We start from the raw sequence: 21,805 nt of genomic DNA on the forward strand, positions 1-21,805 counted from the left end.
GCCCCACTCCCCCTTGGCATACGAGGAGGCCCGCACCCCTGACGCGGGGTGCGGGCCTCCTCGTATCTCGTATCCGCTGAAGGAGCGGTCAGCCCTTCGACGCCTTCTTCTCCTCGGCGTCCTCGATGACCGCCTCCGCGACCTGCTGCATCGAAAGACGGCGGTCCATCGACGTCTTCTGGATCCACCGGAACGCGGCCGGCTCCGTCAGGCCGTACTCCGTCTGCAGGATCGACTTCGCCCGGTCCACCAGCTTCCGCGTCTCAAGGCGCTGCGAGAGGTCCGCGACCTCCTTCTCCAGCGCCTTCAGCTCCGTGAACCGCGAGACGGCCATCTCGATCGCCGGGACGACGTCACTCTTGCTGAACGGCTTCACGAGATACGCCATCGCGCCGGCGTCGCGGGCCCGCTCCACGAGCTCGCGCTGCGAGAACGCGGTCAGCATCAGTACGGGGGCGATGGACTCCTCGGCGATCTTCTCCGCCGCGGAGATGCCGTCCAGAACGGGCATCTTCACGTCCAGGATCACGAGGTCCGGCTTGTGCTCGCGGGCCAGCTCGACGGCCTTCTCACCGTCACCGGCCTCGCCGACGACGCTGTAGCCCTCTTCCTCCAGCATCTCTTTGAGGTCGAGCCGGATCAGGGCCTCGTCCTCGGCGATGACGACACGGGTCGTCACCGGAGGCACGTGCGACTGGTCGTCGTCGTCCGACGCGTCGGTGGGCTGGGGCGACTCGGGGGCGGTCACGGGAGGCTCCTCGTTGCAGGGCAGGCTACTGCTTGCCTTGAGCCTACCTAGCTCCTGTATGTTTGAGACACAGCGGGTCTCCGCTGACCTTCGTTCCGAAGGATGCCCCGGTAGCCCAGCGGTAGAGGCAGTGGTCTCAAACACCATCCAGCGTGGGTTCGAATCCCACCCGGGGCACTTTACCTTCGATCCTAAGGTTACAGCTCGCAAGCGGATCTTCGCGTTCTCGTGAACATCCGCTTTTTGCTGTACACCGCGCGGGTCCCGCCCCACAGAGTGAGCGCATGTACGACATGGGCACACGCAAACAGGCGCTGCATTTGGTCAGCCAAGGCCACAGCCTCAACTCCGTGAGCAAAGCGACCGGCGTCTCCCGGGCCGCCATCCGGTCCTGGCAAAGCCGTATCGAGCCACTTGGCTACGACCGCGCCCGTCCTTGTCCGCGGTGCCGTGCCATTCCGGGCGAACCCGAGAATCCGGTCGCCTACTCGTACCTGCTCGGTCTCTACCTCGGCGACGGTTGCGTCAGCCTGCAACGGCGCGGGGTCTACTCACTCCGGATCGCCTGTGCCGACGACTGGCCAGGGCTCATCGACGCCTGCGCCGACGCTATCCGGGCCGTACGCCCGGAGAACAAGGTGTGCCGGGTCCAGAGCGTCGGGTGCCAGTACGTCACCTCCTGGAGCAAGCACTGGCCCTGCCTCTTCCCCCAACACGGCCCCGGCAAGAAGCACGACCGGAAGATCGCCCTCGAACCCTGGCAGCAGGAGATCGTCGACGCCCACCCGTGGGAGTTCGTGAAAGGACTCGTCCACTCGGACGGCTGTCGCATCACCAACTGGACCACCCGCCTCGTAGCCGGGGAGCACAAGCGCTACGAGTATCCGCGGTACTTCTTCACCAACCTGTCCAGCGACATCGTCCAGCTCTTCACCGGCACCCTGGACAAGCTCGGAGTCGACTGGAAGCAGGCCAACTCCCGCAACATCTCCGTCGCCCGCAAAGCCTCCGTCGCCCTCATGGACGCCCACATCGGCCCGAAATACTGACGGCCCGAGCCCGGCTACTCCGGGCTGTCGTCCTCGCCGATGTGGTGGACGCGGACCAGGTTCGTCGAGCCGGAGACTCCGGGCGGGGAGCCGGCCGTGATGACGACGACGTCGCCCTTCTCGCAGCGGCCGATCTTGAGGAGGAGCTCGTCGACCTGGTCGACCATCGCGTCGGTGGAGTCGACGTGCGGGCCGAGGAAGGTTTCGACGCCCCAGGTGAGGTTGAGCTGGGAGCGGGTGGCCTTGTCGGGGGTGAAGGCGAGGAGGGGGATGGGTGAGCGGTAGCGGGAGAGGCGGCGGACGGTGTCGCCGGACTGGGTGAAGGCGACGAGGAATTTCGCGCCGAGGAAGTCGCCCATTTCGGCGGCCGCGCGGGCGACGGCGCCGCCCTGAGTGCGGGGCTTGTTGCGTTCCGTCAGAGGGGGGAGGCCCTTCGCGAGGATGTCTTCCTCCGCCGCTTCGACGATGCGGCCCATCGTCTTGACCGTCTCGATGGGGTATTTGCCGACGCTGGTCTCGCCGGAGAGCATCACGGCGTCGGTGCCGTCGATGACGGCGTTGGCGACGTCGCTGGCCTCGGCCCTGGTGGGGCGGGAGTTGTCGATCATCGAGTCGAGCATCTGCGTGGCGACGATGACCGGCTTGGCGTTGCGCTTGGCGAGTTTGACGGCGCGCTTCTGGACGATGGGGACTTGTTCGAGGGGCATTTCGACGCCGAGGTCGCCGCGGGCGACCATGATGCCGTCGAAGGCGGCGACGATGTCTTCGATGTTGTCGACGGCCTGGGGCTTTTCGACCTTGGCGATGACGGGGAGGCGGCGGTTCTCCTCGTCCATGATGCGGTGGACGTCTTCGATGTCGCGTCCGCTGCGGACGAAGGAGAGGGCGATGACGTCGACTCCCGAACGCAGGGCCCAGCGGAGGTCTTCCTCGTCCTTGTCGGAGAGGGCGGGGACGGAGACGGCGACGCCGGGGAGGTTGAGGCCCTTGTGGTCGGAGACCATGCCGCCTTCGATGACGGTGGTGGTGACGCGGGGGCCGTCGACCGCTGTGACTTCGAGGGTCACTTTGCCGTCGTCGACGAGGATGCGTTCGCCGGTGGTGACGTCGGCGGCGAGGCCGTCGTAGGTGGTGCCGCAGACGTGCCGGTCGCCTTCGATGCCGTCCTCGACGGTGATGGTGAACTCGTCGCCGCGTTCGAGTAGTACGGGTCCTTCGCGGAAGCGGCCGAGGCGGATCTTCGGGCCTTGAAGGTCGGCGAGGATGCCGACGCTGCGGCCGGTCTCCTCGGAGGCCTTTCGCACGCGCTGGTAGCGCTCCTCGTGTTCGGCGTGGGTGCCGTGGCTGAGGTTGAAGCGGGCGATGTCCATTCCTGCTTCGACCAGTGCCTTGATCTGGTCGTACGAGTCGGTGGCGGGCCCCAGGGTGCAGACGATTTTGGCTCGGCGCATGGTTCGAGCCTAGGGCTTACTTGCCGGTATGGAATTGGTAGGGGGTGACTACTCAACAACCTTTGCATGAAGGGTTATTGACAAGTGTTGAATTGTGCGGGGAGCCGCTCCGATGAGCGGTTCCGGGCGTCACCCAGGCACGTCCATGCGTTGCGTGCCGACGACCGAGAGCAGGCGCAGTGCCTCCTCGGACGGTGAGCCGGGGGCGGCGGTGTAGATGACGACGCGCTGGTCGCGGTCGGCGATGTCCAGGACGTCGCACCTGACGGTGACGGTGCCGACGAGAGGGTGTTCGAAGGTCTTGCACAGGGTGGGCCGGTCGGTCACGTCGTGGGCGGCCCAGAGCCGGGCGAACTCGTCGCTGCCGGCGAGGAGTTCCTCGACCAGGCCGTTCACCTCCGGGTCGTGGGGGTAGCGGGCCGCGGCCGCGCGCAGGTGCTGTGCGGAGGTGCGGGCAAACTCCTCGGCGTCCGAGACGCCGTAGAGCCGGCGGCCGTGCCGGTACGGGGTGAGGAAGGTGCGCCGGATGAGGTTCCGTTCGCGCGGGGGCAGGGCGGAGAAGTCCTCCATGAGGGCGGCGGCCAGGGGGTTCCAGGCGATGACCTCGTACGTGGCGGACAGGACGACCGCGGCGGCCTCGGGCAGGCGGTGCAGCAGGTCGACGATGCTCTGCCGCACTTCCCGGGAGGGTCCGGGCGGCGGGGCGGGGGGAAGTCCGGCCAGTTGGTGGAGGTGGTCGCGTTCGACGTCCGTGAGGCGCAGGGCGCGGACGAGTTGGGCCAGCACCTCGCGGGAGGGGTGCGGGGCGCGGGCCTGTTCCAGGCGTGCGTAGTACTCGGGTGAGATGAAGGCGAGCTGTGCCACCTCCTCGCGGCGCAGGCCGGGGGTGCGGCGGCGCGTGCCGGCGGGCAGTCCCACGTCGGCGGGGGTGATCCGGGCGCGTCGGCTGCGCAGGAAGTCACCGAGCTCTTCTCGTACTCGTCGGTCCACGTGTCCAGTGTGTACCGGTGTCGCGGGGCCCAGCCAGGCACTGCTGGTGCCTGGCTGTGCGGGGCGGCCGGGCGCAGGCTCGTCGGCATGAACAACAACACGGACAACAACGTGAACAGCGACATCGTGAGCAACAACAACGTGAGCAGCGACAACGTGGACAGCGACATCGTGAACGACACACCCGCCTCGTCCTCCACCGCCTCCGGGCTGCTCGCCGGGAAGGTCGCCTTCATCACGGGGGCCGGTCGCGGCATCGGTGCGGCCGCGGCGCGGCTGTTCGCGGCGGAGGGTGCCCGGGTGCTTCTCGCGGCGCGCTCGGAGGACCAGCTCAAGGCGGTGGCCGGGGAGATCCGGGCGTCGGGGGGCGTCGCGGACCATGTGGTGTGCGATCTGGCCGATCCGGCGAGTGTGCGTGGGGCGGTCGACCGTGCCGTGGAGGTGTACGGGCGGCTCGACGTGGCCTTCAACAACGGTGCGACGGGTCAGCCGCCCGGTCCGCTGGACGAGTTGTCGGAGGCCGATTTCGATCAGGTCTACACCGTGAACCTGAAGGGTGCGTGGGTGGCCATGTCGGCGGAGATCGCGGCCATGCGTGCGACGGCGGGGCGCGGGGCCATCGTGAACACGTCCAGTGTCGGTGCTCTGATGGCCAATCCTCAGCTGCCGGCGTACGGGGCGTTGAAGGGGGCGTTGAACAGCCTGACGGCGTCGGCGGCGGCCACGTACGGCCCTGAGGGGATTCGTGTGAACGCCGTCGCGCCCGGCACCACGCTCACCGAGTTGCTGTTCGAGTGGGACGAGCGGTCTCCCGGCACCGTCGACGCGCTCAACGCGCGGACGCCGCTGGGTCGTGCCGCCGAGCCGCGGGAGATCGCGGAGGCCGCCGCGTGGCTGCTGAGCGACCGCGCCTCCTATGTCACCGGCACGGTGCTGCGGGTCGACGGGGGCATGCTGGCCTGAGGCCGTTCACGCCGTTCGCCGTTCACGCCAGTCGCGGTGGGACGAGGGTGAATCGGGCGTTGACCTGGGCGTAGACGTGCTGGCGTTGCGGTTCGAGGTCGAGGGGGGCCGCTTCCTCTTCGAAGCCGGGTGCGCCTCCGTAGGCGGCGGCGGAGCGCATGCCGCCGACGGGGCCGCCGTAGCCGGGGACGGGTTGTTCGGTGCCGATGTCGGCGAGTTCGATGAGGGCGGCGAGGTCGGTGCCGAGTGCTTCGGCGTATTCGCGGGCGCGTTGGACGGCTTCGCGGACTGCTTGCTGCCTGGCGTGGCGGTGGGTGGGCGAGTCGGGGCGCAGGGCCCACCAGGGGCCTTCGACGCGGGTGAGGTCGAGGTCGGCGAGGCGGGTGGTGAGTTCGCCGAGGGCGGTGAAGTCGGTGAGTTCGGCGGTGGTGTGGACGCGGCCGTGGTAGGCGCGGACGCGTTCGCCGCGGCCGTGTTTGGTGAGTTCGGGGTTGATGGTGAAGGTGCCGGTTTCGAGTGCGGTGACGGTTTCGCCGTAGGTCTTGATGAGGTCGAGGGCGGTGGTGTTGCGGCGGGTGAGGTCGTTCAGGGTGTCGCGGCGGTCGGTGCCGCGGGCGGTGACGGTGAGGGTGATGCGGGCGATTTCGGGGTCGACTTCGAGGTGTGCTTCGCCGCGGACGGCGAGGCGGGGTGCGTCGGGGGTCGCGTCCATGTGGTCACTCTCGCATCGTGTGGACGTACCGGACAGTCATCGGATCGAAACCTGCGGGGTCTGTTGCGGGTGTGGTGGGCGGGGTCAGAATCTACGCGCGTTAACCATGGTCGATCGAGGAGTACGAATATGCCGCTGAACCGCAGGAAGTTCCTGGGTACGTCCGCTGCCACCGGTGTGGGTGTGGCTGTCACGGGCGCCGCTGTCGCGCCGTCCACCGCGTCCGCCGCGTCCGTCGAGGCGTCCGGGAAGTCCGCGCGACGCGAGCGGCGGTACTCGTTCACGGTGCTCGGTACGACCGACCTGCACGGGAACGTCTTCAACTGGGACTACTTCACGGACAAGGAGTTCGACGACAAGGACCACAACGACGTGGGTCTGGCGAAGATCTCCACGCTGGTGAATCGGGTCCGTGCGGAGAAGGGCCGCGGGAACACCCTGCTCATCGACGCGGGTGACACGATCCAGGGCACGCAGCTGTCGTACTACTACGCCAAGGTCGATCCGATCACGGCGAAGCACGGTCCTGTGCATCCGATGGCGCAGGCGATGAACGCGATCGGGTACGACGCGGCGGCGCTGGGCAATCACGAGTTCAATTACGGGATACCGGTGCTGCGGAAGTTCGAGGAGCAGTGCGACTTTCCGCTGCTCGGGGCGAACGCGCTGGACGCGAAGACGCAGAGGCCGGCTTTCCCGCCGTACTTCATGAAGCGGCTGCGCACGCCGCACGGCCGTGATGTGAAGGTGGCGGTGCTCGGTCTCACCAATCCGGGGATCGCGATCTGGGACAAGGCGAACGTGCAGGGGAAGATGACGTTCCCCGGGCTTGAGGAGCAGGCGGCGAAGTGGGTGCCGAAGCTGCGGTCGATGGGTGCGGATGTGGTGATCGTGTCGGCGCACTCGGGTTCCAGTGGCACTTCCTCGTACGGTGACCAGTTGCCGTACGTGGAGAACGCGGCGGGTCTGGTGGCGGAGCAGGTGCCGGGGATCGACGCGATTCTGGTGGGGCACGCGCACACGGAGATTCCCGAGTACTTCGTGGAGAACAAGAAGACAGGCAAGAAGGTCGTGCTGTCGGAGCCTTTGAAGTGGGGGCAGCGCCTCACGCTGTTCGACTTCGACCTGGTGTGGGCGAAGGGCCGGTGGACGGTCGAGAAGGTCGGGGCGAAGGTCCTGAACTCCAACACGGTGGCCGAGGACAAGAAGGTGACGCGGCTTCTCGCGGACGAGCACAGGAAGGTCGTCGCGTACGTCAACCAGGTGATCGGTACGTCGACGGCGGCGATGAGCACGGCCGAGGGCCCGTACAAGGATGTCGCGATCATCGATCTGATCAACCAGGTGCAGAAGGAGACGGTCGCGGAGGCGTTGAAGGGTGGCGCGTACGCGGCGCTGCCGGTGCTTTCGCAGGCGTCGTGTTTCTCGCGGACGGCGCAGATTCCGGCGGGTGATGTGACGATCCGGGACGCGGCGGGGCTTTACCCCTTCGAGAACACGCTGGAGGCGCGGCTGCTCACGGGTGCGCAGCTGAAGGAGTATCTGGAGTTCTCCGCGCGCTATTACGTGCAGACCCCTGCGGGCGGCCCGGTGGACCCGGCGAAGCTGACGAACGCCGGGAACATCCCGGACTACAACTACGACGCGGTGCTCGGTCTGACGTACGAGATCGACATCGCGAAGCCGGCCGGGTCGCGCATCGCGAAGCTGTCCTTCGAGGGCAAGGAGATCGACCCGAAGGCGGAGTTCGTGCTCGCGGTGAACAACTACCGGGCGAGCGGCGGCGGCAATTTCCCGCACATCGCGGGTGCCAAGCAGCTGTGGGCGAATTCGGAGGAGATCCGGAACACGATCATCGGCTGGGTGAAGGCGAAGGGGACGGTCGACCCGGGCCGGTTCGCTTCGGTGGACTGGAAGCTGACCCGGGACGGCACGCCGGTGTTCTAGCCCGCGAGTCGGATGCCCAGGCCGGTGAGGTCGACGGAGTCGGCGAGTGCCTGGGCTCCGGCGTCGTTGACGTGGAGGCCGTCGCCGCTGTCGTAGTCGTCGTGGATCCGGTCGGGGTCGGCGGGGTCCGCGACGGCGGCGGCGAAGTCGGCGTAGGTGTCGAAGGGGCTGTCGGCGCCGCGGATCCAGTCGTTGACCTCGCGGGCGACGGCGATGCCTTCGGGGGTGGCGTAGCCCTCGAAGACCGTGTCCTTGTAGGGGCCGACGGTGGTGACGGTCGCGGTGAGGCCCGCGGCGTGGATGCGCTCTGCGAGTGCGGTGAGGCCCGCGATGAGGTCGCTCGCGGTGGGGATGGGTGCGGGGTCGGGGTAGGCCTCCTGGCCGGGGATGCCGAGGTCGTTGAGGCCGAAGTGGATCAGTACGTGGGTGGCGCCGGGGGTGTCGAGGGCGTCGCGGTCCAGGCGGGCCAGGGCGCGTTCGCCGATCTCGTCGGTGAGGAGACGGTTGGCGGAAAGGCCTTGGTTCACCACCCAGCCTCGGCTCCCTGCCGCGCGCAGACGGTCGTTGAGCAGGTCGGGGAAGCGGTGGTCGGTGTCGGGGGTGGTGCCGGTGCCTTCGAACCAGGAGTCGCCGAAGGCGACGGCGACGCGGGTGCCCGCGGGGGCGAGGACGTCGGCGCCACTGATGAAGTGGCGGGTGGCGAGCTCTTCGAGGCCTTCGGTGCCGTCGAGGGTGGCTGCGGTGAGGGCGTTGCCGGGGACGGCGTAGCCGGTGCGCAGGGGGACGGCGGAGTAGGTGGAGAGGCCGGTGTCGTCGGGGAGCCAGAGGGTGAGGGCGAGTTCTTCGCCGGCGGTGACGGCTCGCTCGACGGGGTCGCTGACGGCTTCCTCCCCGGCGGGGATGGTGAATTCCGCGGCGCCGCCGAGGAGGATCGGCGTGCCGGTGCCGGTGTCGATGCCGCTGCCTTCGGTGCGTCTGGCGAGGTGGGCGCCGCCGATGTGGAGGGGTTCCTTGCCGTAGCGGTTGGTGAGGCGGATGCGGAGGGCGCTGCCGCCGCCGTCGAGGCGGATGATCTGGCGGAGGGTGTGTCCGGCGAAGCCGCGGAGTTCGAAGAGGTCGATGGTTTCGTGGGGGCTGACGACGGCGGAGCGGAAGGCTGCGGTCCAGGAGGCCGTGGAGTCTGTGGTCATGGTCGTCCGAACCCAGGCGCGGGGGTCGGTTATTTCGGCACCCGGCACTTTTCGTGAAGGAATATTCGGAGGTGCCGGGGCGCTTGGGGGCGGACAATTCCGCTCATGAATGAGGAACTTGCCGCTGCGCTTGCCCCCGTGCTCCGTGATCTCGACGCCACGTGTGCGGTCCGTCCGATCGTCCGGGAGGAGCGGGACGACGGGATCGGTGAGTACGTGGTGCTGTACGCGCCGGACGGCTCGGGTGCGGGGCTCGTGCAGCGGTTCGGTGCGGGTGGGGCGGAGTGGACGGCGGATCTCGCGGACCAGGCGCAGGACTGGGCGGTGGAGGCGCTGTGCGCGGAGTTGAAGCCCGCGGTGTGGCCGGAGTGTCCCGCGCACCCCGACTCGCATCCGTTGGAGGCGGGGGTGGTGAGGGGTGTCGCCGTGTGGTCGTGTCCGGCCTCGCGGCGGGTGGTTGCCGCGGTCGGGGAGCTCGGCGGCCCGGCGGGCTCTTGAGGCACATTCAGTTCTTGGGGCGCGCTCAGTTCTTGAGGCGTACGAGGTTTCCACGCTGTTCGCCGATGCGGCCGGTGGTGCCGGTGTGCTGTTCGGGGCCGTGGAGTCCGAAGGTGGTGAACGCGGTGCGGTGCGGCAGTGGGTAGGCGGTCGTGCCGGTGAGGGTGTTGAGGATGGTGGCGCTGCGCCAGGCGGCGAGGCCGAGGTCGGGGGCGCCGACGCCGTGGGTGTGGCGTTCGGCGTTCTGTACGTAGATGTTGCTGCCGGCGCCGGTGATGGAGGGGTCGAGGACGAGGCGGTACTGCTCGTCGATGCGGGGGCGGGCGGAGGAGTCCTTGCGGATGTAGGGGTCGAGGGCGCCGATGATGTGGTCGAGCGGGCGTTCGCGGTAGCCGGTGGCGAGGACGACGGCGTCGGTGGTGAGGCGGGAGCGGGTGCCTTGTTGCAGGTGTTCGAGGTGGAGTTCGACGCGGGTGTTGGCGACGCGGCCCGCGGTGCGTACGGAGACGCCGGGGGTCAGGACGGCGTCGGGCCAGCCGCCGTGGAGGGTGCGGCGGTAGAGCTCGTCGTGGATGGCGGTGATGGTGTCGGCGTCGATGCCTTTGTGGAGCTGCCATTGGTGGGGGACGAGGCCGTCGCGGACGGCTTCGGGGAGGGCGTGGAAGTAGCGGGTGTAGTCGGGGGTGAAGTGTTCGAGGCCGAGCTTGGAGTACTCCATGGGGGCGAAGGCCTCGGTGCGGGCGAGCCAGTGGATCTTCTCGTGTCCGACGGGGCGGGCGCGGAGCAGGTCGAGGAAGATTTCGGCGCCGGACTGGCCGGAGCCGATGACGGTGATGTGGTCGGCGGTGAGCAGGGTGTCGCGGTGGTCGAGGTAGTCGGCGGAGTGGATGACGGGGACGGTGGGGGCTTCGGCGAGGGGTTTGAGGGGTTCGGGGATGTGGGGGGCGGTGCCGATGCCGAGGGCGATGTTCTTGGTGTAGGTGCGGCCGAGGGCTTCGGCTTCGCCGTCGGTGTCGAGCTGGGTGTAGTCGACTTCGAAGAGGTCGCGTTCGGGGTTCCAGCGGACGGCGTCGATCTGGTGGCCGAAGTGGAGGGTGGGGAGGTTTTCGCTGACCCAGCGGCAGTAGGCGTCGTATTCGGCGCGTTGGATGTGGAAGCGCTCGGCGAAGTAGAAGGGGAAGAGCCGTTCGCGGGTCTTGAGGTAGTTGAGGAAGGACCAGGGGTTGGCGGGGTCGGCGAGGGTGACGAGGTCGGCGAGGAAGGGGACTTGGAGGGTGGCGCCGTCGATGAGGAGGCCGGGGTGCCAGTGGAAGGCGGGGTGTTGTTCGTAGAAGGCGGTGTCGAGGCCGCCGAGGGGGTGGGCGAGGGCGGCGAGGGAGAGGTTGAAGGGGCCGATGCCGATGCCGACAAGGTCGCGGGGGTCTTCGGGGGTGGTGAGCGGCCGGGGGCCGGGGTGGTCGGGGGTGCCGGTCATCGGGGGGTGGTTCCTTCCACGAGCTTGAGGAGCGCGGTGAGGTCTTCGGGGCGGGTGCGGGGGTTGAGGAGGGTGGCCTTGAGCCAGCGTCGTCCTTCGAGGTCGGCGCGGCCGAGTACGGCGGTGCCTTCGGTGAGCAGTCGCCTTCGTACGTGGGCGATGTGGTCGTCGGTGGCGTGGGCGGGGCGGAACAGGACGGTGCTGATGGTGGGGGTGTCGTAGAGCTCGAAGGCGGGGTGGGCCCGGATCTGGCCGGCGAACTCGGCCGCCAGGTCGCAGACTTGGTCCACGAGGGCGCCGAGCCCGGTGCGGCCGAGGGTCCTGAGGGTGACGGCGATCTTGAGTACGTCGGGGCGTCGGGTGGTGCGCAGGGAGCGGCCGAGGAGGTCGGGGAGGCCGGCTTCGGTGTCGTCGTCGGCGTTGAGGTAGTCGGCGCGGTGTTCGAGGGCGCGGAGGTCGTGGGGGTCGCGGGCGGCGAGGAGTCCGGCGGCGGAGGGTTGCCAGCCGAGTTTGTGCAGGTCGAGGGTGACGGTGTCGGCGCGGTGGAGGCCGTGGAGCTGTTCTCTGCGGGTGTCGCTGAAGAGGAGGCCGCCGCCGTACGCGGCGTCGACGTGGAGGCGGGCGCCGTGGGTGGCGCAGATGTCGGCGATGTCGTCGAGCGGGTCGATGAGGCCGGCGTCGGTGGTGCCGGCGGTGGCGGCGACGAGGTGGGTGCCGGGTGGGCCGCCGAGGTCGGTGAGGGCGGCGTCGAGTGCCGTGGGGTCGAGGGTGCCCGCGGGGGCGGGCACGGTGACGGGTTCGGGCAGGCCGAGGAGCCAGGCGGCGCGGGTGAGGGAGTGGTGGGCGTTCTCGCCGGTGACCAGGCGCAGGGGGACGTGGGTGGTGGGGGCTTCGCGGGCGAGGAGGAGGGCGAGCTGGTTGGCTTCGGTGCCGCCGGTGGTGATGAGGGCGTCGCCGCCGTCGTGGATCTCGGCGGCGAGTGCGCGGGTGACGAGGGTTTCGAGTGCGGTCGCGGCGGGTGCCTGGTCCCAGGAGTCCATGGAGGGGTTGAGGGCGGACGCGGCCAGGTCGGCGGCGGCTGCGACGGCGAGGGGCGGGCAGTGCAGGTGGGCGGCGCACAGGGGGTCCGCGGGGTCGGCGGCGCCTTCGGTGAGGGCGCGGACGAGGGTGCGCAGGGCTGCCTCGGGGTCCGTGCCGTGTTCGGGGAGGACCGGGTCGGCGGCGGCGCGGACGCGGTCGGTGACCGCGCGGGGGCCGCCGGCGGGGAGGGGGCCGCCGCGGGCGGTGGCGCCTTCGCGGAGTGCGTCGAGGGTGGCGGCGAGCAACGGCCGCAGGGCGTCGGGGCCTTGGGCGCCGCCGGCGAGGGGCGGCGGCGGGGTGCGCGGGGTGCTCGGGGTGCTCATCGGAGAGGGGTCCTTCGGGTGCGCGCGTACAGGGGCACCAGCCTGTACGGCGCGCGGACGGCGCGTCCGAGTACCTCGGCGATCCGAACCCGAAAGTGGTACTGCCGTGCGGAGAAAACGTGTGGGGGTGGTTTCGGATGCTAGAGGGGCCCCGCATCTGGAGGGGCCCCTCTGGCTGCCCTGTCAGTCCTGGTGCGTGCTCTGGCGGACGCGCAGGGCCCGTGCGAGGTCGTCGAGTTGGTCGGTGAGTTTGCGGCGCAGGGCCGGGGTGGGTTCGGCGTCGCGCAGGCACCGCTCGCCGAGGCGGAGTGTTTCGGCGTCCACGAAGGGTGCGGGGAAGGCGTAGCGGCCCGCGGCTTCGGCCATGGCGGGTCCGCGGCGTGCAGCGAGGGCCACGGCGTCTTCGTAGTAGCGGGGGACGTACTCCCTGACGAGGTCGGCCTGTTCGGGTTGCCAGAAGCCCTGGGCGGTGGCGGTGAAGAGGTAGTTGGACAGGTCGTCGGAGCCGAACATGGCGTCCCAGGCGGCTCGTTTGGCGGCGGCGTCGGGCAGTGCGGCGCGGCAGCGTGCGGCGCCTTCCCGGCCGGTGGCGCTCGGGTCCCGCGCGAGTTCGGCGGCGATGGCGTCCTCGTCGGTCGCGTCGAGGACGGCGAGCCTGGCGAGGACGCGCCAGCGCAGCTCGGGGTCGAGTTCGGGGCCGCCGGGCACGGTGCCTTCGGCGAGCCAGGCCTGGAGGGGTGCTTCCTGGGTGGCGACGTCGATGAAGCCGCGGACAGCGGTGAGGCGCAGGCCGGGGTTGGAGCCGTCCTCGGTGCGGCGGATCAGGTCGCGGCAGAGGTCGCCGAGGAGGGCGAGGGCGGCGGGCCGCCGGTCGGGGGTGGTGTAGCGGTCGGCGATCTGGTGGGTGGCGAAGCCGAGGACGCCCTGGACGAGGGCGAGGTCGGTCTCCTCGGGCAGGTGGGTGCGGGCGGCCCGGAGGTAGGTGGTGCCGTCGAGTTCGCCGTCGCGGACCATGTCGCGGAGGCTGTTCCACAGGACGGCGCGGGTGAGGGCGTCGGGGATGCCGGAGAGGCCGCGCAGGGCGGTTTCCTGGGAGTGGTCGTCGAGGCGGATCTTGGCGTAGGTGAGGTCCTGGTCGTTGGGGACGATGAGGGCGGGGCGGCCGCCGTCGCGCGGGGTGTCGGGGCCAGTGGCGGGGATGTCCGTCTCGAAGCGTTCGCGCAGGACGAGGCCGGGGCCGCCGGAGAGGTCGCGGTCGTAGACGCCGACGGCGATGCGGTGGGGACGGCCGGTTTCGGGGCCGTGGCCGCCTTCGCGTCCGTGGCTGCCGCCGTCCCGGTCGACGGTGAGGGTCCATTCGCGTCCGGCGTGGGCGACCTTGGTGGTGAGGGTGTCGACGCCGGTGGTGCGCAGCCAGGCGGCGGCCCAGGCGTGGACGTCGCGGTCGGTGGCGTGGGCGAGGGAGTCGATGAAGTCGGCGAGGGTGGCGTTGCCGAACTTGTGGCGTGCGAAGTGGGTGTTGATGCCGGCGAGGAAGTCCTCCTCGCCGAGCCAGGCGACGAGCTGGCGCAGGGCGCTGGCTCCCTTGGCGTACGAGATGCCGTCGAAGTTGAGCATCGCGGACGCGGTGTCGGGCACGGCGTCGGGGTCGGGGGCGACGGGGTGGGTGGAGGGGCGCTGGTCGGCGTCGTACCCCCAGGATTTGCGGGCGACGCCGAAGTCGGTCCAGGGGTCCTTGAAGCGGGTGGCTTCGGCGGTGGTCTGGAAGCCCATGTACTCGGCGAAGGACTCGTTGAGCCAGATGTCGTCCCACCAGCGGAGGGTGACGAGGTCGCCGAACCACATGTGGGCCATCTCGTGGGCGATGACCATGGCGCGGGTCTGCCGCTCGGTGTCGGTGACGGCGGAGCGGTAGACGAACTCGTCGCGGAAGGTGACGAGTCCGGGGTTCTCCATGGCGCCGGCGTTGAATTCGGGGACGAACGCCTGGTCGTAGGAGTCGAAGGGGTAGGGCTCCTCGAACTTCTCGTGGTAGCGGTCGTAGCAGGCGCGGGTGATGTCGAGGATCTCGTCGGCGTCGGCGTCCATGGCGGGGCCGAGGGAGCGGCGGCAGTGGATGCCGAAGGGCAGCCCGCGGTGTTCGGTGCGGACCGAGTGCCAGGGGCCCGCGGCGACGGCGACGAGGTAGGTGGAGATGAGCGGGGTCGCCGCGGCCCGCCACGTGCCGCCGCCGAGGTGTTCGGTGATGCCGTTGGCGAGGACGGTCCAGCTCTCGGGTGCGGTGACGGTCAGCTCGAAGACGGCCTTGAGGTCGGGCTGGTCGAAGGCGGCGAAGACGCGCTGGACGTCTTCCATGAAGAGCTGTGTGTAGGTGTACGTCTCGCCGTCGGTGGGGTCGGTGAAGCGGTGCATGCCCTCGCCGGTGCGGGAGTAGCGCATCGCGGCGTCGACGCGGAGTTCGTGCTCGCCGGGGGTGAGGCCGTCGAGCGGGAGGCGGTTGCCGGTGAGGGCCGCCGGGTCGAGCGGGTGCCCGTCGAGGGTGACGGAGCGCAGCTCGGCGGGCTTGAGCTCGACGAAGGTGGCGCCTTCGGTGCGGGCGCCGAACCGGATGACGGTCCGGGAGTCGAAGGTGTCGTGGGCGGGGTCGGCCGCCCGGGACAGATCGAGCTCGACCGTGTACCGGTGGACGTCGATGAGCTGGGCACGGGTCTGCGCTTCGTCGCGCGTCAGTACGGGCATGGGGACATGCTGCCCGATGGTGCGGGGGCGGGTGGAGGACTCCCCCCGCGGGGCGGCGGCGTCAGGCGGACTTGGCGATCGTCTCGTGGTGGCGGATGACCTCGGCGATGATGAAGTTGAGCAGTTTCTCGGCGAAGGCGGGGTCGAGCTTGGCGCTCTCGGCGAGTTCGCGCAGGCGGGCGATCTGGCGGGACTCGCGCGTGGGGTCGGCGGGCGGCAGGTGGTGCTGGGCCTTGAGGTGGCCGACCTGCTGGGTGCACTTGAAGCGTTCGGCGAGCATGTGGACGACGGCGGCGTCGATGTTGTCGATGCTGTCGCGCAGCCGGGACAGCTCGGCGCGCACGGCGTCGTCCGGGGCCGGGGCGGAGTCGGCGGAGGCGCCGGCGGCGGGGCTCGTGCCGTTCATGCTGTTGTCGTCACTGGTGTGGCTGGTGGTCATGGGCCACGAGCCTACGTTGCCGCTCCGGGGCCGCTGCCGGCGGAAGAGCGCAAAACGGGTGGGTGGTCGGGGTCGGGTATCCGGTGCGACCAGCCGCCGGGGACGGCCCTTCCCTGCTGGTCGCGGAAGCGGACGGGGGCCATGCCGACGCGGCGGGTGAAAAGGCGTGAAAAGTACGCCGGGTCGTCGTAGCCGACGCGGCGGGCGACGGCGGCGACGGGCAGCTCGGTGGCGGCGAGGAGTTCCTTGGCGCGGCCCAGGCGGATGCCGAGGAGGTAGTCCTTGGGGCTGCATCCGGCGCCGCGCCGCACGGCGGTGCGCAGCTCGGCGGGGGTCATGCCGTGCCGGGCCGCGTGTTCGGCGACGGACAGGGTCTTGAAGGCGTCGCGGGCGAGGGACTGGAGGACGGGGTCGCCGTCGGGGGCGATGTCGGCGCGGGCGCGGCGCAGGGCGACGAGGAGTTCGTGGACGGCGGCGCCGGTCTCGACTTCGAGGAGGGGGTTGCCGCGGCGGGCCGCGCGGGCGATGCGGGCGACGACGCCGCGGGCGCCCGCCGCGTCGGAGAGCGGTACGACGGGGCGGGTGGGTTCGATGTAGCCGAGTTCGGTGTAGGTGGCGGTGGCGGGTCCCGTGAAGTCGACGAAGCACTCGTCCCAGCCGGTGTCGGGGTCGGGTCCGTAGTGGTGGCGTACGCCCGGGGTGAGCCAGATCAGGGCGGGCGCGGTGACGGTGGTGCGGCGGCCGTCGGGGCCGCGGAACCAGCCGCCGCCGGAGCTGATGACGACGGCGACGTGGTGGTCGAGGGTGCGGGGGCCCACGGTGGGCAGGAGCCCGTGCTGGAGGCCGACGCCGAGGCAGGCGAGGCCGAGCTTGTGGTGGGCCGGGCTCGGGGTGAAATACCGCATCCACGTGTGGTACATCCGCTTCCGCCCCTTTCGTCCGGGCGCGGGCCCGCTCCGGGCGCCGGCCCGCTCCTTGCGTCCAACCGGGCTCGATCTTTGTCCATGGACCCCGTCGCCCGCCAGAGGTGATCGTGGGCGGGACGTGAGCGGGAGGACGCGATGAACGGGTTCAGGGTCGGCGAGGACGATTTCGAGCTGGACGGGCGTCCGGTGCGGCTGCTCTCCGGCGCGCTGCACTATTTCCGGGTGCACGAGGCGCAGTGGGGTCACCGTCTCGCGATGCTGCGGGCGATGGGGCTCAACTGCGTGGAGACGTACGTCCCGTGGAATCTGCACGAGCCGCGCCCGGGCGCGTACCGCGACGTGGAGGCGGTGGGGCGGTTCCTGGACGCGGTGCGCGAGGCGGGCCTGTGGGCGATCGTCCGGCCGGGCCCCTACATCTGCGCGGAGTGGGAGAACGGCGGCCTGCCGCACTGGCTGACCGGTGCGGTGGGGGCCCGCGCGCGGACCAGGGACGAGGAGTATCTCGGGCATGTGAACCGCTGGTTCCACCGGCTGCTGCCGCAGGTGGTGGCGCGCCAGGAGAGCCGCGGCGGCCCCGTGCTCATGGTGCAGGTCGAGAACGAGTACGGCAGCTACGGCTCGGACCAGGTGTACCTGCGCCACCTGGTGGACCTGCTGCGCTCCGAGGGCGTGGGCGTGCCGCTGTTCACCTCGGACGGCCCCGAGGACCACATGCTGACCGGCGGCTCGATCCCGGGTGTCCTGGCGACCGCCAACTTCGGGTCCGGGGCGCGCGCGGCGTTCGAGAAGCTGCGCGCGCACCGCCCCGGGGGGCCGCTGATGTGCATGGAGTTCTGGTGCGGCTGGTTCGACCACTGGGGCGCGGAGCACGTCGTACGGGAGGCCGGCGACGCGGCGGCGGCGCTGCGCGAGATCCTGGAGTGCGGCGCTTCGGTGAACCTGTACATGGCGCACGGCGGCACGAACTTCGCGGGCTGGGCGGGCGCCAACCGGGGCGGCGGCTCGCTGCACGACGGGGAGCTGCAGCCGGACGTCACGTCGTACGACTACGACGCGCCCGTCGACGAGTGCGGCCGCGCCACGCCGAAGTTCTGGGCGTTCAGGAAGGTCCTCGCGGAGTACGCCGCCACTCCCCTGCCGGAGCCGCCCCCGCCCCCGCCGTCGCTGGCCGCGCCCGCGTCGGCGACGCTTCCCACCTGGTGCTCCCTGGACACGGTCCTGGACTTCCTGGGCACCCCGGAGTCGGAGCACGCGGTCCCGCCCACGTTCGAGGAGCTGGACGTGGACCGCGGTCTGGTCCGCTACGCGGTGACGGTGCCGGGCCCGCGCGAGCCGTACCCGCTGAGCGTGCGGGGCCTCCGCGACCGGGCGGTGGTGTACGTCGACGGGGAACGGGCGGGTGTCCTCACGGAGGGCACCCCGACCCTGCTCGCCCCGGTCGCCGGGCACGCGCGCGTGGAGCTGTGGGTGGAGTCGCTCGGCCGGGTCAACTACGGGCCGCGCACGGGCGAGCCGAAGGGCATCACCGGCGGCATCCTGCACGAGCGGCAGTACCTGCACGGGGTGCGGGCCCGCGCGCTGCGCCTCGACGCGTTCGACGTGCCGTCGGCGGTACGGGAGGTCCCCGCGACCGGCGCCGGGAACGGCCGCCCCGGCCTGTACCGGGGTGTCATCGAGGTCGGGGCTCCCGGTGACGCCTCCCTGGAGCTGCCCGGCTGGACGCGTGGCTTCGTGTGGGTGAACGGCTTCAACCTGGGCCGCTACTGGTCGGCGGGCCCGCAGACGTCGCTGTACGTGCCCGGCCCTGTGCTGCGGGAGGGGGCGAACGAGGTGTGGGTGCTGGAGCTGGAGGAGGGCGGGGAGCGGGTCGGGCTGGCGTGAGGGCGACCGAGCCCGACCCCTCTCCTCTCAGACCTCTCAGACCTCGCTGACCTCGAAAGCGTCGAGGACGAACTCCGCCTTCCCGTCGTCGCCGGTCTTGCGCAGGCCGACCCAGGCCTCGCCCTCCGCGGGGGCGGTGAACTCGTAGGTGAGGGTGGTGGGTTCGGTGGCGGCCGGGAGGTTCTTGCGGTCCAGTTCGCGGGGCGCGGGGGCGTCGACCGCGGTGATCCAGGCGTACTGGTCCGCCTTCTCGTTCTCGTGCCGGAAGGAGACGCGGTAGCGCTTGCCGGGGGTGAAGCGGACGGTGTGCGGGACCGTGCGGTAGACGAGGCCCTTGTTCTCGCCCCGGGACTTGAGGGAGTTCGTGCCGTCGATGACGTCGTCGATCGTCTTCCCGTTCCAGCCGCGCTGGGTGTAGGGGGCGTGGCGCTGGGCGATGTGGGTGCGCGGGTCGGTGGCGCCGCCGGCGTCGCCCTTCACGAAGGGGCCCCAGCCCTGGGGGACGTGTTCGAAGTCCTCGTGGACGAGGGTGCCGCGGGGGCGCCCGGTGGGGCGGCGGGTCGCGACGACGCGTACGTTGTCGAAGCGCACGCGCGCGTCCCCGGGTCCGGTGCGCAGGGTCAGCTCGGCCGTGCCGCCGCCTTCGGGGACGGTGAAGTACGTGAACATGCGCTGGAAGCGGGTGCCGTGCTTGCGGTCGGCAGCCACGTAGTTGCCAGCGGTGGACGTCTCGGTGAAGTTGGCGGCGGTGATGCCGTCGGCGGTGCGCACCTCCAGGGACGCCTTGCGCCGCTCCCCCGGCTTCTCGCCGACCTCCACCTGTACGGACGCGACGTACGTGCCGGCCTTCAGGCGGGCCAGGCGCTGCCCCACGGATGCGGCGCCGCCCGCGCCGATGACCAGTTCGTGGTCGCCGAGTGCGCTGCGCCTCACTGCGGCGGGGCCGCTGACCTTCCATCCCTTGAGGGAGCCGGAGTGGAAGCCCGGGTCGTGCAGCGGGGTGCCCTGGCCCCACTGCGGGTCGGGCAGGGACGCGGCGCGCTCGCGGTAGAGGACGTAGGGCTGCTTCGGTTCTGCCTTGAGGGTGACTTTTCCGCCCGCTACGGAGACGTACGACTCGAAGACCCTGCCCTGGTCGGTGAGCCGGTAGAGCGCCACCCTGGAGCGGCCTGCCCACGCGCCCGGAAGCCGCCAGCTGCTGGTGCCGCCCGCCGGGTTGTAGTGGTACAGCTTGGCGGGATCGTTGGCCTTGCGGGGCTCCCAGGGGAGGAGGTAGCGGCCGTCTTCGTAGACGACGTTTCCGTCGGTGGTGATGCGCCGCTCGCCGGAGGCGTCGGACACCGTCGTCGCTCCGGACCGGCCGTCTCCGAAGAACGTGATCTCGTGCTCTCCCCAGCTCCTGATGGGATGTGCCTGGAGGTACTTGGCGGGCAGGGAGTGGGTCCAGATGAGGTCGTAGAAGGCGTGCCAGTCGGTCTTGCCGACCCAGCCCTCGAAGTTGCCCATGCGGGCGATGCCGAGGAGGGTGGGCCACTTGTCGGCGAAGACGTCCTTCTGGTGGTTGCGGACGAAGCGGATGAGGCGGGAGTTGATGCCGCGCGAGGTGTCGCCGCCGTAGTCGGGCTCGGTGGCCCAGTGCGACCAGACCGCCGACCGCTCGAAGCCGTGGCCCCACTCCGTGGTGACCGTCCAGCCCTGTGCGCGCAGGGCGCGCTGGAGCCGGTCGGAGGTCCAGCCGGACTCGCGGAACACGTCGATGTAGAGGGCGTTCAGTCCGTCGTCGGTCTGGGCGCGCAGGTCGGCGAAGCGTTGGACGATGTCTCCGGAGACCAGGTCGCGGCGCTGGTCGATGCGGTAGCTCTGGTCGAGCCAGTCCCACTGTTCGTTGCTCTTGTCGACGAGCTTCTCGGAGAAGGCGTTCGCGACGGGATAGGACTCGGTGGCGTTGACGTGCACGCCGAAGTCGCTGTTCCACTTCTTGCCCTCGCGGACCAGGGTGTTGAGGTCGTCGAGGCCGCCCGCGCGCGTGTTGTAGTGGTCCGCGTAGTCGGGGTGGGCGGAGTCGTGCCCCTCGGACTGGTAGCCCTTGAGGAGCGTGTACTGGCGCAGGCCGTCGGTCGCCAGGTGGATCCGCTTGACGTCGTCGAGCGTGGCGAGGAACGGGTTGGTGGCCTGTGAGGCGAAGTTGAAGGGGATGTGCGGGACGACCCGCAGGTGCTGCTCGGCGGCGCCGAGGGGGTTCACCATGATGTCGCGGAAGGCGATCGCGGCGTCCTGCCAGTCGACCTTGCCGTCGCCGTTGCGGTCGCCGGTGATGACGACGGTGGCGTACGGGAGGGGTTCGGTGGCGTCGACGGGTGCGGTCGCGGCGCGGTGGGTCCACTGTCCCGGCGACAACCTGGCCTCTACGTAGTCGGCGTTTTCGGTGGGGCGCACCGTCTCGCGCCACAGGCGGCCGTTCTCCCAGGTGGTGCCCGCCTCGGAGGTGGGCTTGTCGTAGACGGTGTTCGTCTCGACGGCGCCGCCGAGCCGGTCGTGTGCGACGACGGCGTACGCGCAGCCGGTGGGCCGCTCGGCGGGGGTGTCGGCGGCGGGCCGGACGAGGGTGTCGCCGCTCTTGGCCTTGTCCAGCTGCACCTTCGCGGCGAGGAGGGCGGCGCCGGGCTGGTCGCTGCGTACGGAGAGGAGGGCGAGCCCGGGAATGCGCAGGGTGCCGACCCGCAGCGCGGCGGTGTCCGCGATCCGCGTGACGCGCCAGTGGACCTGCCGGCCCTCGACGGAGATCTCGACGTCGATCCGGGTGCCGCCGTCGAAGGCGAGCACGTACACGGCGCGCGCCCTGCCGGTCCTCGCGGTGACCTTCGGCGTGTGCTCGGTCTCGTCGATCAGGACGGTGGTGACGGCGTCCGCGCCGCCGTGCAGCACGGCGCCGCTCGCGCGGTCGGTGTACGAGACGACGCGCGGGAAGGCGGTGGCGACGCGCACGTCGAGGTCGGCCGAGCGCAGGACCACCTCGGCGGCGAGGGGCCCGGCCGGGGCGCCCTTGGCGAAGGCGGTGCCGCCCGCTCCCACGGCGACCCCCAGTCCGGCGATCGCGCCCGTCGCGACCACTGCTCTGCGGCTCGGCCCGGACGTCTCTGACGGCAGCATGCGGCACCCCTCGCCTTGGACGGAATTCGTGCCGCTCACCATGCGCCGGACGGGACGAACGCGCCCATGGACAAAGGAGGGGCAGGTGTTGGACTAACCGCTGCGCCCCCATGCCGAAAGCGGGGTGCCCGCGACCGCGGGCCCCCCCCCGGGCGGCACCGCGGCGGCGCCGGCCGCAGCGCGCCGACGCCGCCGGGTCGAAGTCCCCCGCGCAGGTCGACCCCGCGGGGTAGACACCGGGGGGC

Annotated in this window: 16 protein-coding genes and 1 tRNA gene; 6 read left to right on the forward strand and 11 right to left on the reverse strand. The window is 70.8% G+C overall.

The window, feature by feature from the left end:
• Window positions 1-88: 88 nt before the first annotated feature.
• Entirely contained in the window at window positions 89-748 is a 660-nt protein-coding gene (locus AB0H82_RS34110) for a response regulator (protein ID WP_362999400.1), read from the reverse strand.
• A 104-nt stretch (window positions 749-852) separates the two neighbouring features.
• On the opposite strand from AB0H82_RS34110, the gene AB0H82_RS34115 reads away from it, so the two are divergent.
• Window positions 853-925: transfer RNA gene (locus AB0H82_RS34115), tRNA-Leu, on the forward strand.
• A 107-nt stretch (window positions 926-1,032) separates the two neighbouring features.
• Window positions 1,033-1,797 carry a transcriptional regulator gene (locus AB0H82_RS34120; RefSeq protein WP_362999401.1) on the forward strand — a complete coding sequence of 255 codons (765 nt, stop codon included), beginning with the start codon at window positions 1,033-1,035 and terminating at the stop codon, window positions 1,795-1,797.
• Window positions 1,798-1,811: 14 nt separating this feature from the next.
• Here the strand turns inward: AB0H82_RS34120 and pyk are convergent, their stop codons facing one another.
• On the reverse strand, window positions 1,812-3,248 hold the full coding sequence (pyk, locus tag AB0H82_RS34125) for a pyruvate kinase (RefSeq protein WP_362999402.1): 1,437 nt from the start codon (window positions 3,246-3,248) through the stop codon (window positions 1,812-1,814).
• A gap of 129 nt (window positions 3,249-3,377) precedes the next feature.
• Window positions 3,378-4,238, reverse strand: coding sequence for a helix-turn-helix transcriptional regulator (locus tag AB0H82_RS34130; RefSeq protein WP_362999403.1), 861 nt, complete (start codon window positions 4,236-4,238; stop codon window positions 3,378-3,380).
• Window positions 4,239-4,409: 171 nt separating this feature from the next.
• On the opposite strand from AB0H82_RS34130, the gene AB0H82_RS34135 reads away from it, so the two are divergent.
• Window positions 4,410-5,201, forward strand: a complete 792-nt coding sequence (locus AB0H82_RS34135; protein ID WP_362999414.1) for a glucose 1-dehydrogenase — start codon at window positions 4,410-4,412, stop codon at window positions 5,199-5,201.
• Window positions 5,202-5,223: 22 nt separating this feature from the next.
• Here AB0H82_RS34135 and AB0H82_RS34140 read toward each other — a convergent pair whose 3' ends face one another.
• Window positions 5,224-5,913, reverse strand: coding sequence for an SIMPL domain-containing protein (locus AB0H82_RS34140; RefSeq protein ID WP_362999404.1), 690 nt, complete (start codon window positions 5,911-5,913; stop codon window positions 5,224-5,226).
• A 129-nt stretch (window positions 5,914-6,042) separates the two neighbouring features.
• Between AB0H82_RS34140 and AB0H82_RS34145 the strand changes: the two genes are divergently transcribed.
• Window positions 6,043-7,860 (forward strand): 5'-nucleotidase C-terminal domain-containing protein, encoded by a 1,818-nt coding sequence (locus AB0H82_RS34145; RefSeq protein ID WP_362999405.1) that lies wholly within the window; start codon window positions 6,043-6,045, stop codon window positions 7,858-7,860.
• Here AB0H82_RS34145 and AB0H82_RS34150 read toward each other — a convergent pair.
• Window positions 7,857-9,050 (reverse strand): GDSL-type esterase/lipase family protein, encoded by a 1,194-nt coding sequence (locus AB0H82_RS34150; RefSeq protein WP_362999406.1) that lies wholly within the window; start codon window positions 9,048-9,050, stop codon window positions 7,857-7,859. The genes AB0H82_RS34145 and AB0H82_RS34150 overlap by 4 nt on opposite strands.
• 105 nt (window positions 9,051-9,155) lie before the next feature.
• Between AB0H82_RS34150 and AB0H82_RS34155 the strand changes: the two genes are divergently transcribed.
• The gene (locus AB0H82_RS34155; protein ID WP_362999407.1) at window positions 9,156-9,548 is read left to right on the forward strand and encodes a hypothetical protein; all 393 of its coding nucleotides are present in this window, start codon (window positions 9,156-9,158) and stop codon (window positions 9,546-9,548) included.
• 25 nt (window positions 9,549-9,573) lie between these two features.
• Here the strand turns inward: AB0H82_RS34155 and AB0H82_RS34160 are convergent, their stop codons facing one another.
• The 5 genes from AB0H82_RS34160 to AB0H82_RS34180 form a co-directional block, all read right to left on the reverse strand.
• Window positions 9,574-11,022, reverse strand: coding sequence for a SidA/IucD/PvdA family monooxygenase (locus AB0H82_RS34160; RefSeq protein ID WP_362999408.1), 1,449 nt, complete (start codon window positions 11,020-11,022; stop codon window positions 9,574-9,576).
• Window positions 11,019-12,425 (reverse strand): aminotransferase class V-fold PLP-dependent enzyme, encoded by a 1,407-nt coding sequence (locus AB0H82_RS34165; RefSeq protein ID WP_362999409.1) that lies wholly within the window; start codon window positions 12,423-12,425, stop codon window positions 11,019-11,021. The genes AB0H82_RS34160 and AB0H82_RS34165 overlap by 4 nt, the downstream gene beginning before the upstream one ends.
• Before the next feature lie 183 nt (window positions 12,426-12,608).
• Window positions 12,609-15,164, reverse strand: a complete 2,556-nt coding sequence (pepN, locus tag AB0H82_RS34170) for an aminopeptidase N (protein ID WP_362999410.1) — start codon at window positions 15,162-15,164, stop codon at window positions 12,609-12,611.
• Between the two features lie 61 nt (window positions 15,165-15,225).
• Window positions 15,226-15,570 (reverse strand): chorismate mutase, encoded by a 345-nt coding sequence (locus AB0H82_RS34175; RefSeq protein ID WP_362999415.1) that lies wholly within the window; start codon window positions 15,568-15,570, stop codon window positions 15,226-15,228.
• 44 nt (window positions 15,571-15,614) lie between these two features.
• The gene (locus AB0H82_RS34180; RefSeq protein WP_362999411.1) at window positions 15,615-16,523 is read right to left on the reverse strand and encodes an AraC family transcriptional regulator; all 909 of its coding nucleotides are present in this window, start codon (window positions 16,521-16,523) and stop codon (window positions 15,615-15,617) included.
• Window positions 16,524-16,664: 141 nt separating this feature from the next.
• On the opposite strand from AB0H82_RS34180, the gene AB0H82_RS34185 reads away from it, so the two are divergent.
• Window positions 16,665-18,410 carry a beta-galactosidase family protein gene (locus AB0H82_RS34185; RefSeq protein ID WP_362999412.1) on the forward strand — a complete coding sequence of 582 codons (1,746 nt, stop codon included), beginning with the start codon at window positions 16,665-16,667 and terminating at the stop codon, window positions 18,408-18,410.
• 36 nt (window positions 18,411-18,446) lie between these two features.
• Here the strand turns inward: AB0H82_RS34185 and AB0H82_RS34190 are convergent, their stop codons facing one another.
• Window positions 18,447-21,560, reverse strand: coding sequence for an endo-alpha-N-acetylgalactosaminidase family protein (locus tag AB0H82_RS34190; protein WP_362999413.1), 3,114 nt, complete (start codon window positions 21,558-21,560; stop codon window positions 18,447-18,449).
• Between the last annotated feature and the right edge of the window lie 245 nt (window positions 21,561-21,805).

This window comes from Streptomyces sp. NPDC050732 (assembly GCF_040654255.1).
GTDB lineage: Bacteria > Actinomycetota > Actinomycetes > Streptomycetales > Streptomycetaceae > Streptomyces.

What these genes read in the sequence shown, in the direction of transcription:
- AB0H82_RS34120 (WP_362999401.1), top strand. Translation starts at nt 1,033, where the DNA reads ATGTACGACATGGGCACACGCAAACAGGCGCTGCATTTGGTCAGCCAA.
- pyk (WP_362999402.1), bottom strand. Translation starts at nt 3,248, where the DNA reads ATGCGCCGAGCCAAAATCGTCTGCACCCTGGGGCCCGCCACCGACTCG.
- AB0H82_RS34140 (WP_362999404.1), bottom strand. Translation starts at nt 5,913, where the DNA reads ATGGACGCGACCCCCGACGCACCCCGCCTCGCCGTCCGCGGCGAAGCA.
- AB0H82_RS34145 (WP_362999405.1), top strand. Translation starts at nt 6,043, where the DNA reads ATGCCGCTGAACCGCAGGAAGTTCCTGGGTACGTCCGCTGCCACCGGT.
- AB0H82_RS34150 (WP_362999406.1), bottom strand. Translation starts at nt 9,050, where the DNA reads ATGACCACAGACTCCACGGCCTCCTGGACCGCAGCCTTCCGCTCCGCC.
- AB0H82_RS34155 (WP_362999407.1), top strand. Translation starts at nt 9,156, where the DNA reads ATGAATGAGGAACTTGCCGCTGCGCTTGCCCCCGTGCTCCGTGATCTC.
- AB0H82_RS34160 (WP_362999408.1), bottom strand. Translation starts at nt 11,022, where the DNA reads ATGACCGGCACCCCCGACCACCCCGGCCCCCGGCCGCTCACCACCCCC.
- AB0H82_RS34165 (WP_362999409.1), bottom strand. Translation starts at nt 12,425, where the DNA reads ATGAGCACCCCGAGCACCCCGCGCACCCCGCCGCCGCCCCTCGCCGGC.
- pepN (WP_362999410.1), bottom strand. Translation starts at nt 15,164, where the DNA reads ATGCCCGTACTGACGCGCGACGAAGCGCAGACCCGTGCCCAGCTCATC.
- AB0H82_RS34175 (WP_362999415.1), bottom strand. Translation starts at nt 15,570, where the DNA reads ATGAACGGCACGAGCCCCGCCGCCGGCGCCTCCGCCGACTCCGCCCCG.
- AB0H82_RS34180 (WP_362999411.1), bottom strand. Translation starts at nt 16,523, where the DNA reads ATGTACCACACGTGGATGCGGTATTTCACCCCGAGCCCGGCCCACCAC.
- AB0H82_RS34185 (WP_362999412.1), top strand. Translation starts at nt 16,665, where the DNA reads ATGAACGGGTTCAGGGTCGGCGAGGACGATTTCGAGCTGGACGGGCGT.
- AB0H82_RS34190 (WP_362999413.1), bottom strand. Translation starts at nt 21,560, where the DNA reads ATGCTGCCGTCAGAGACGTCCGGGCCGAGCCGCAGAGCAGTGGTCGCG.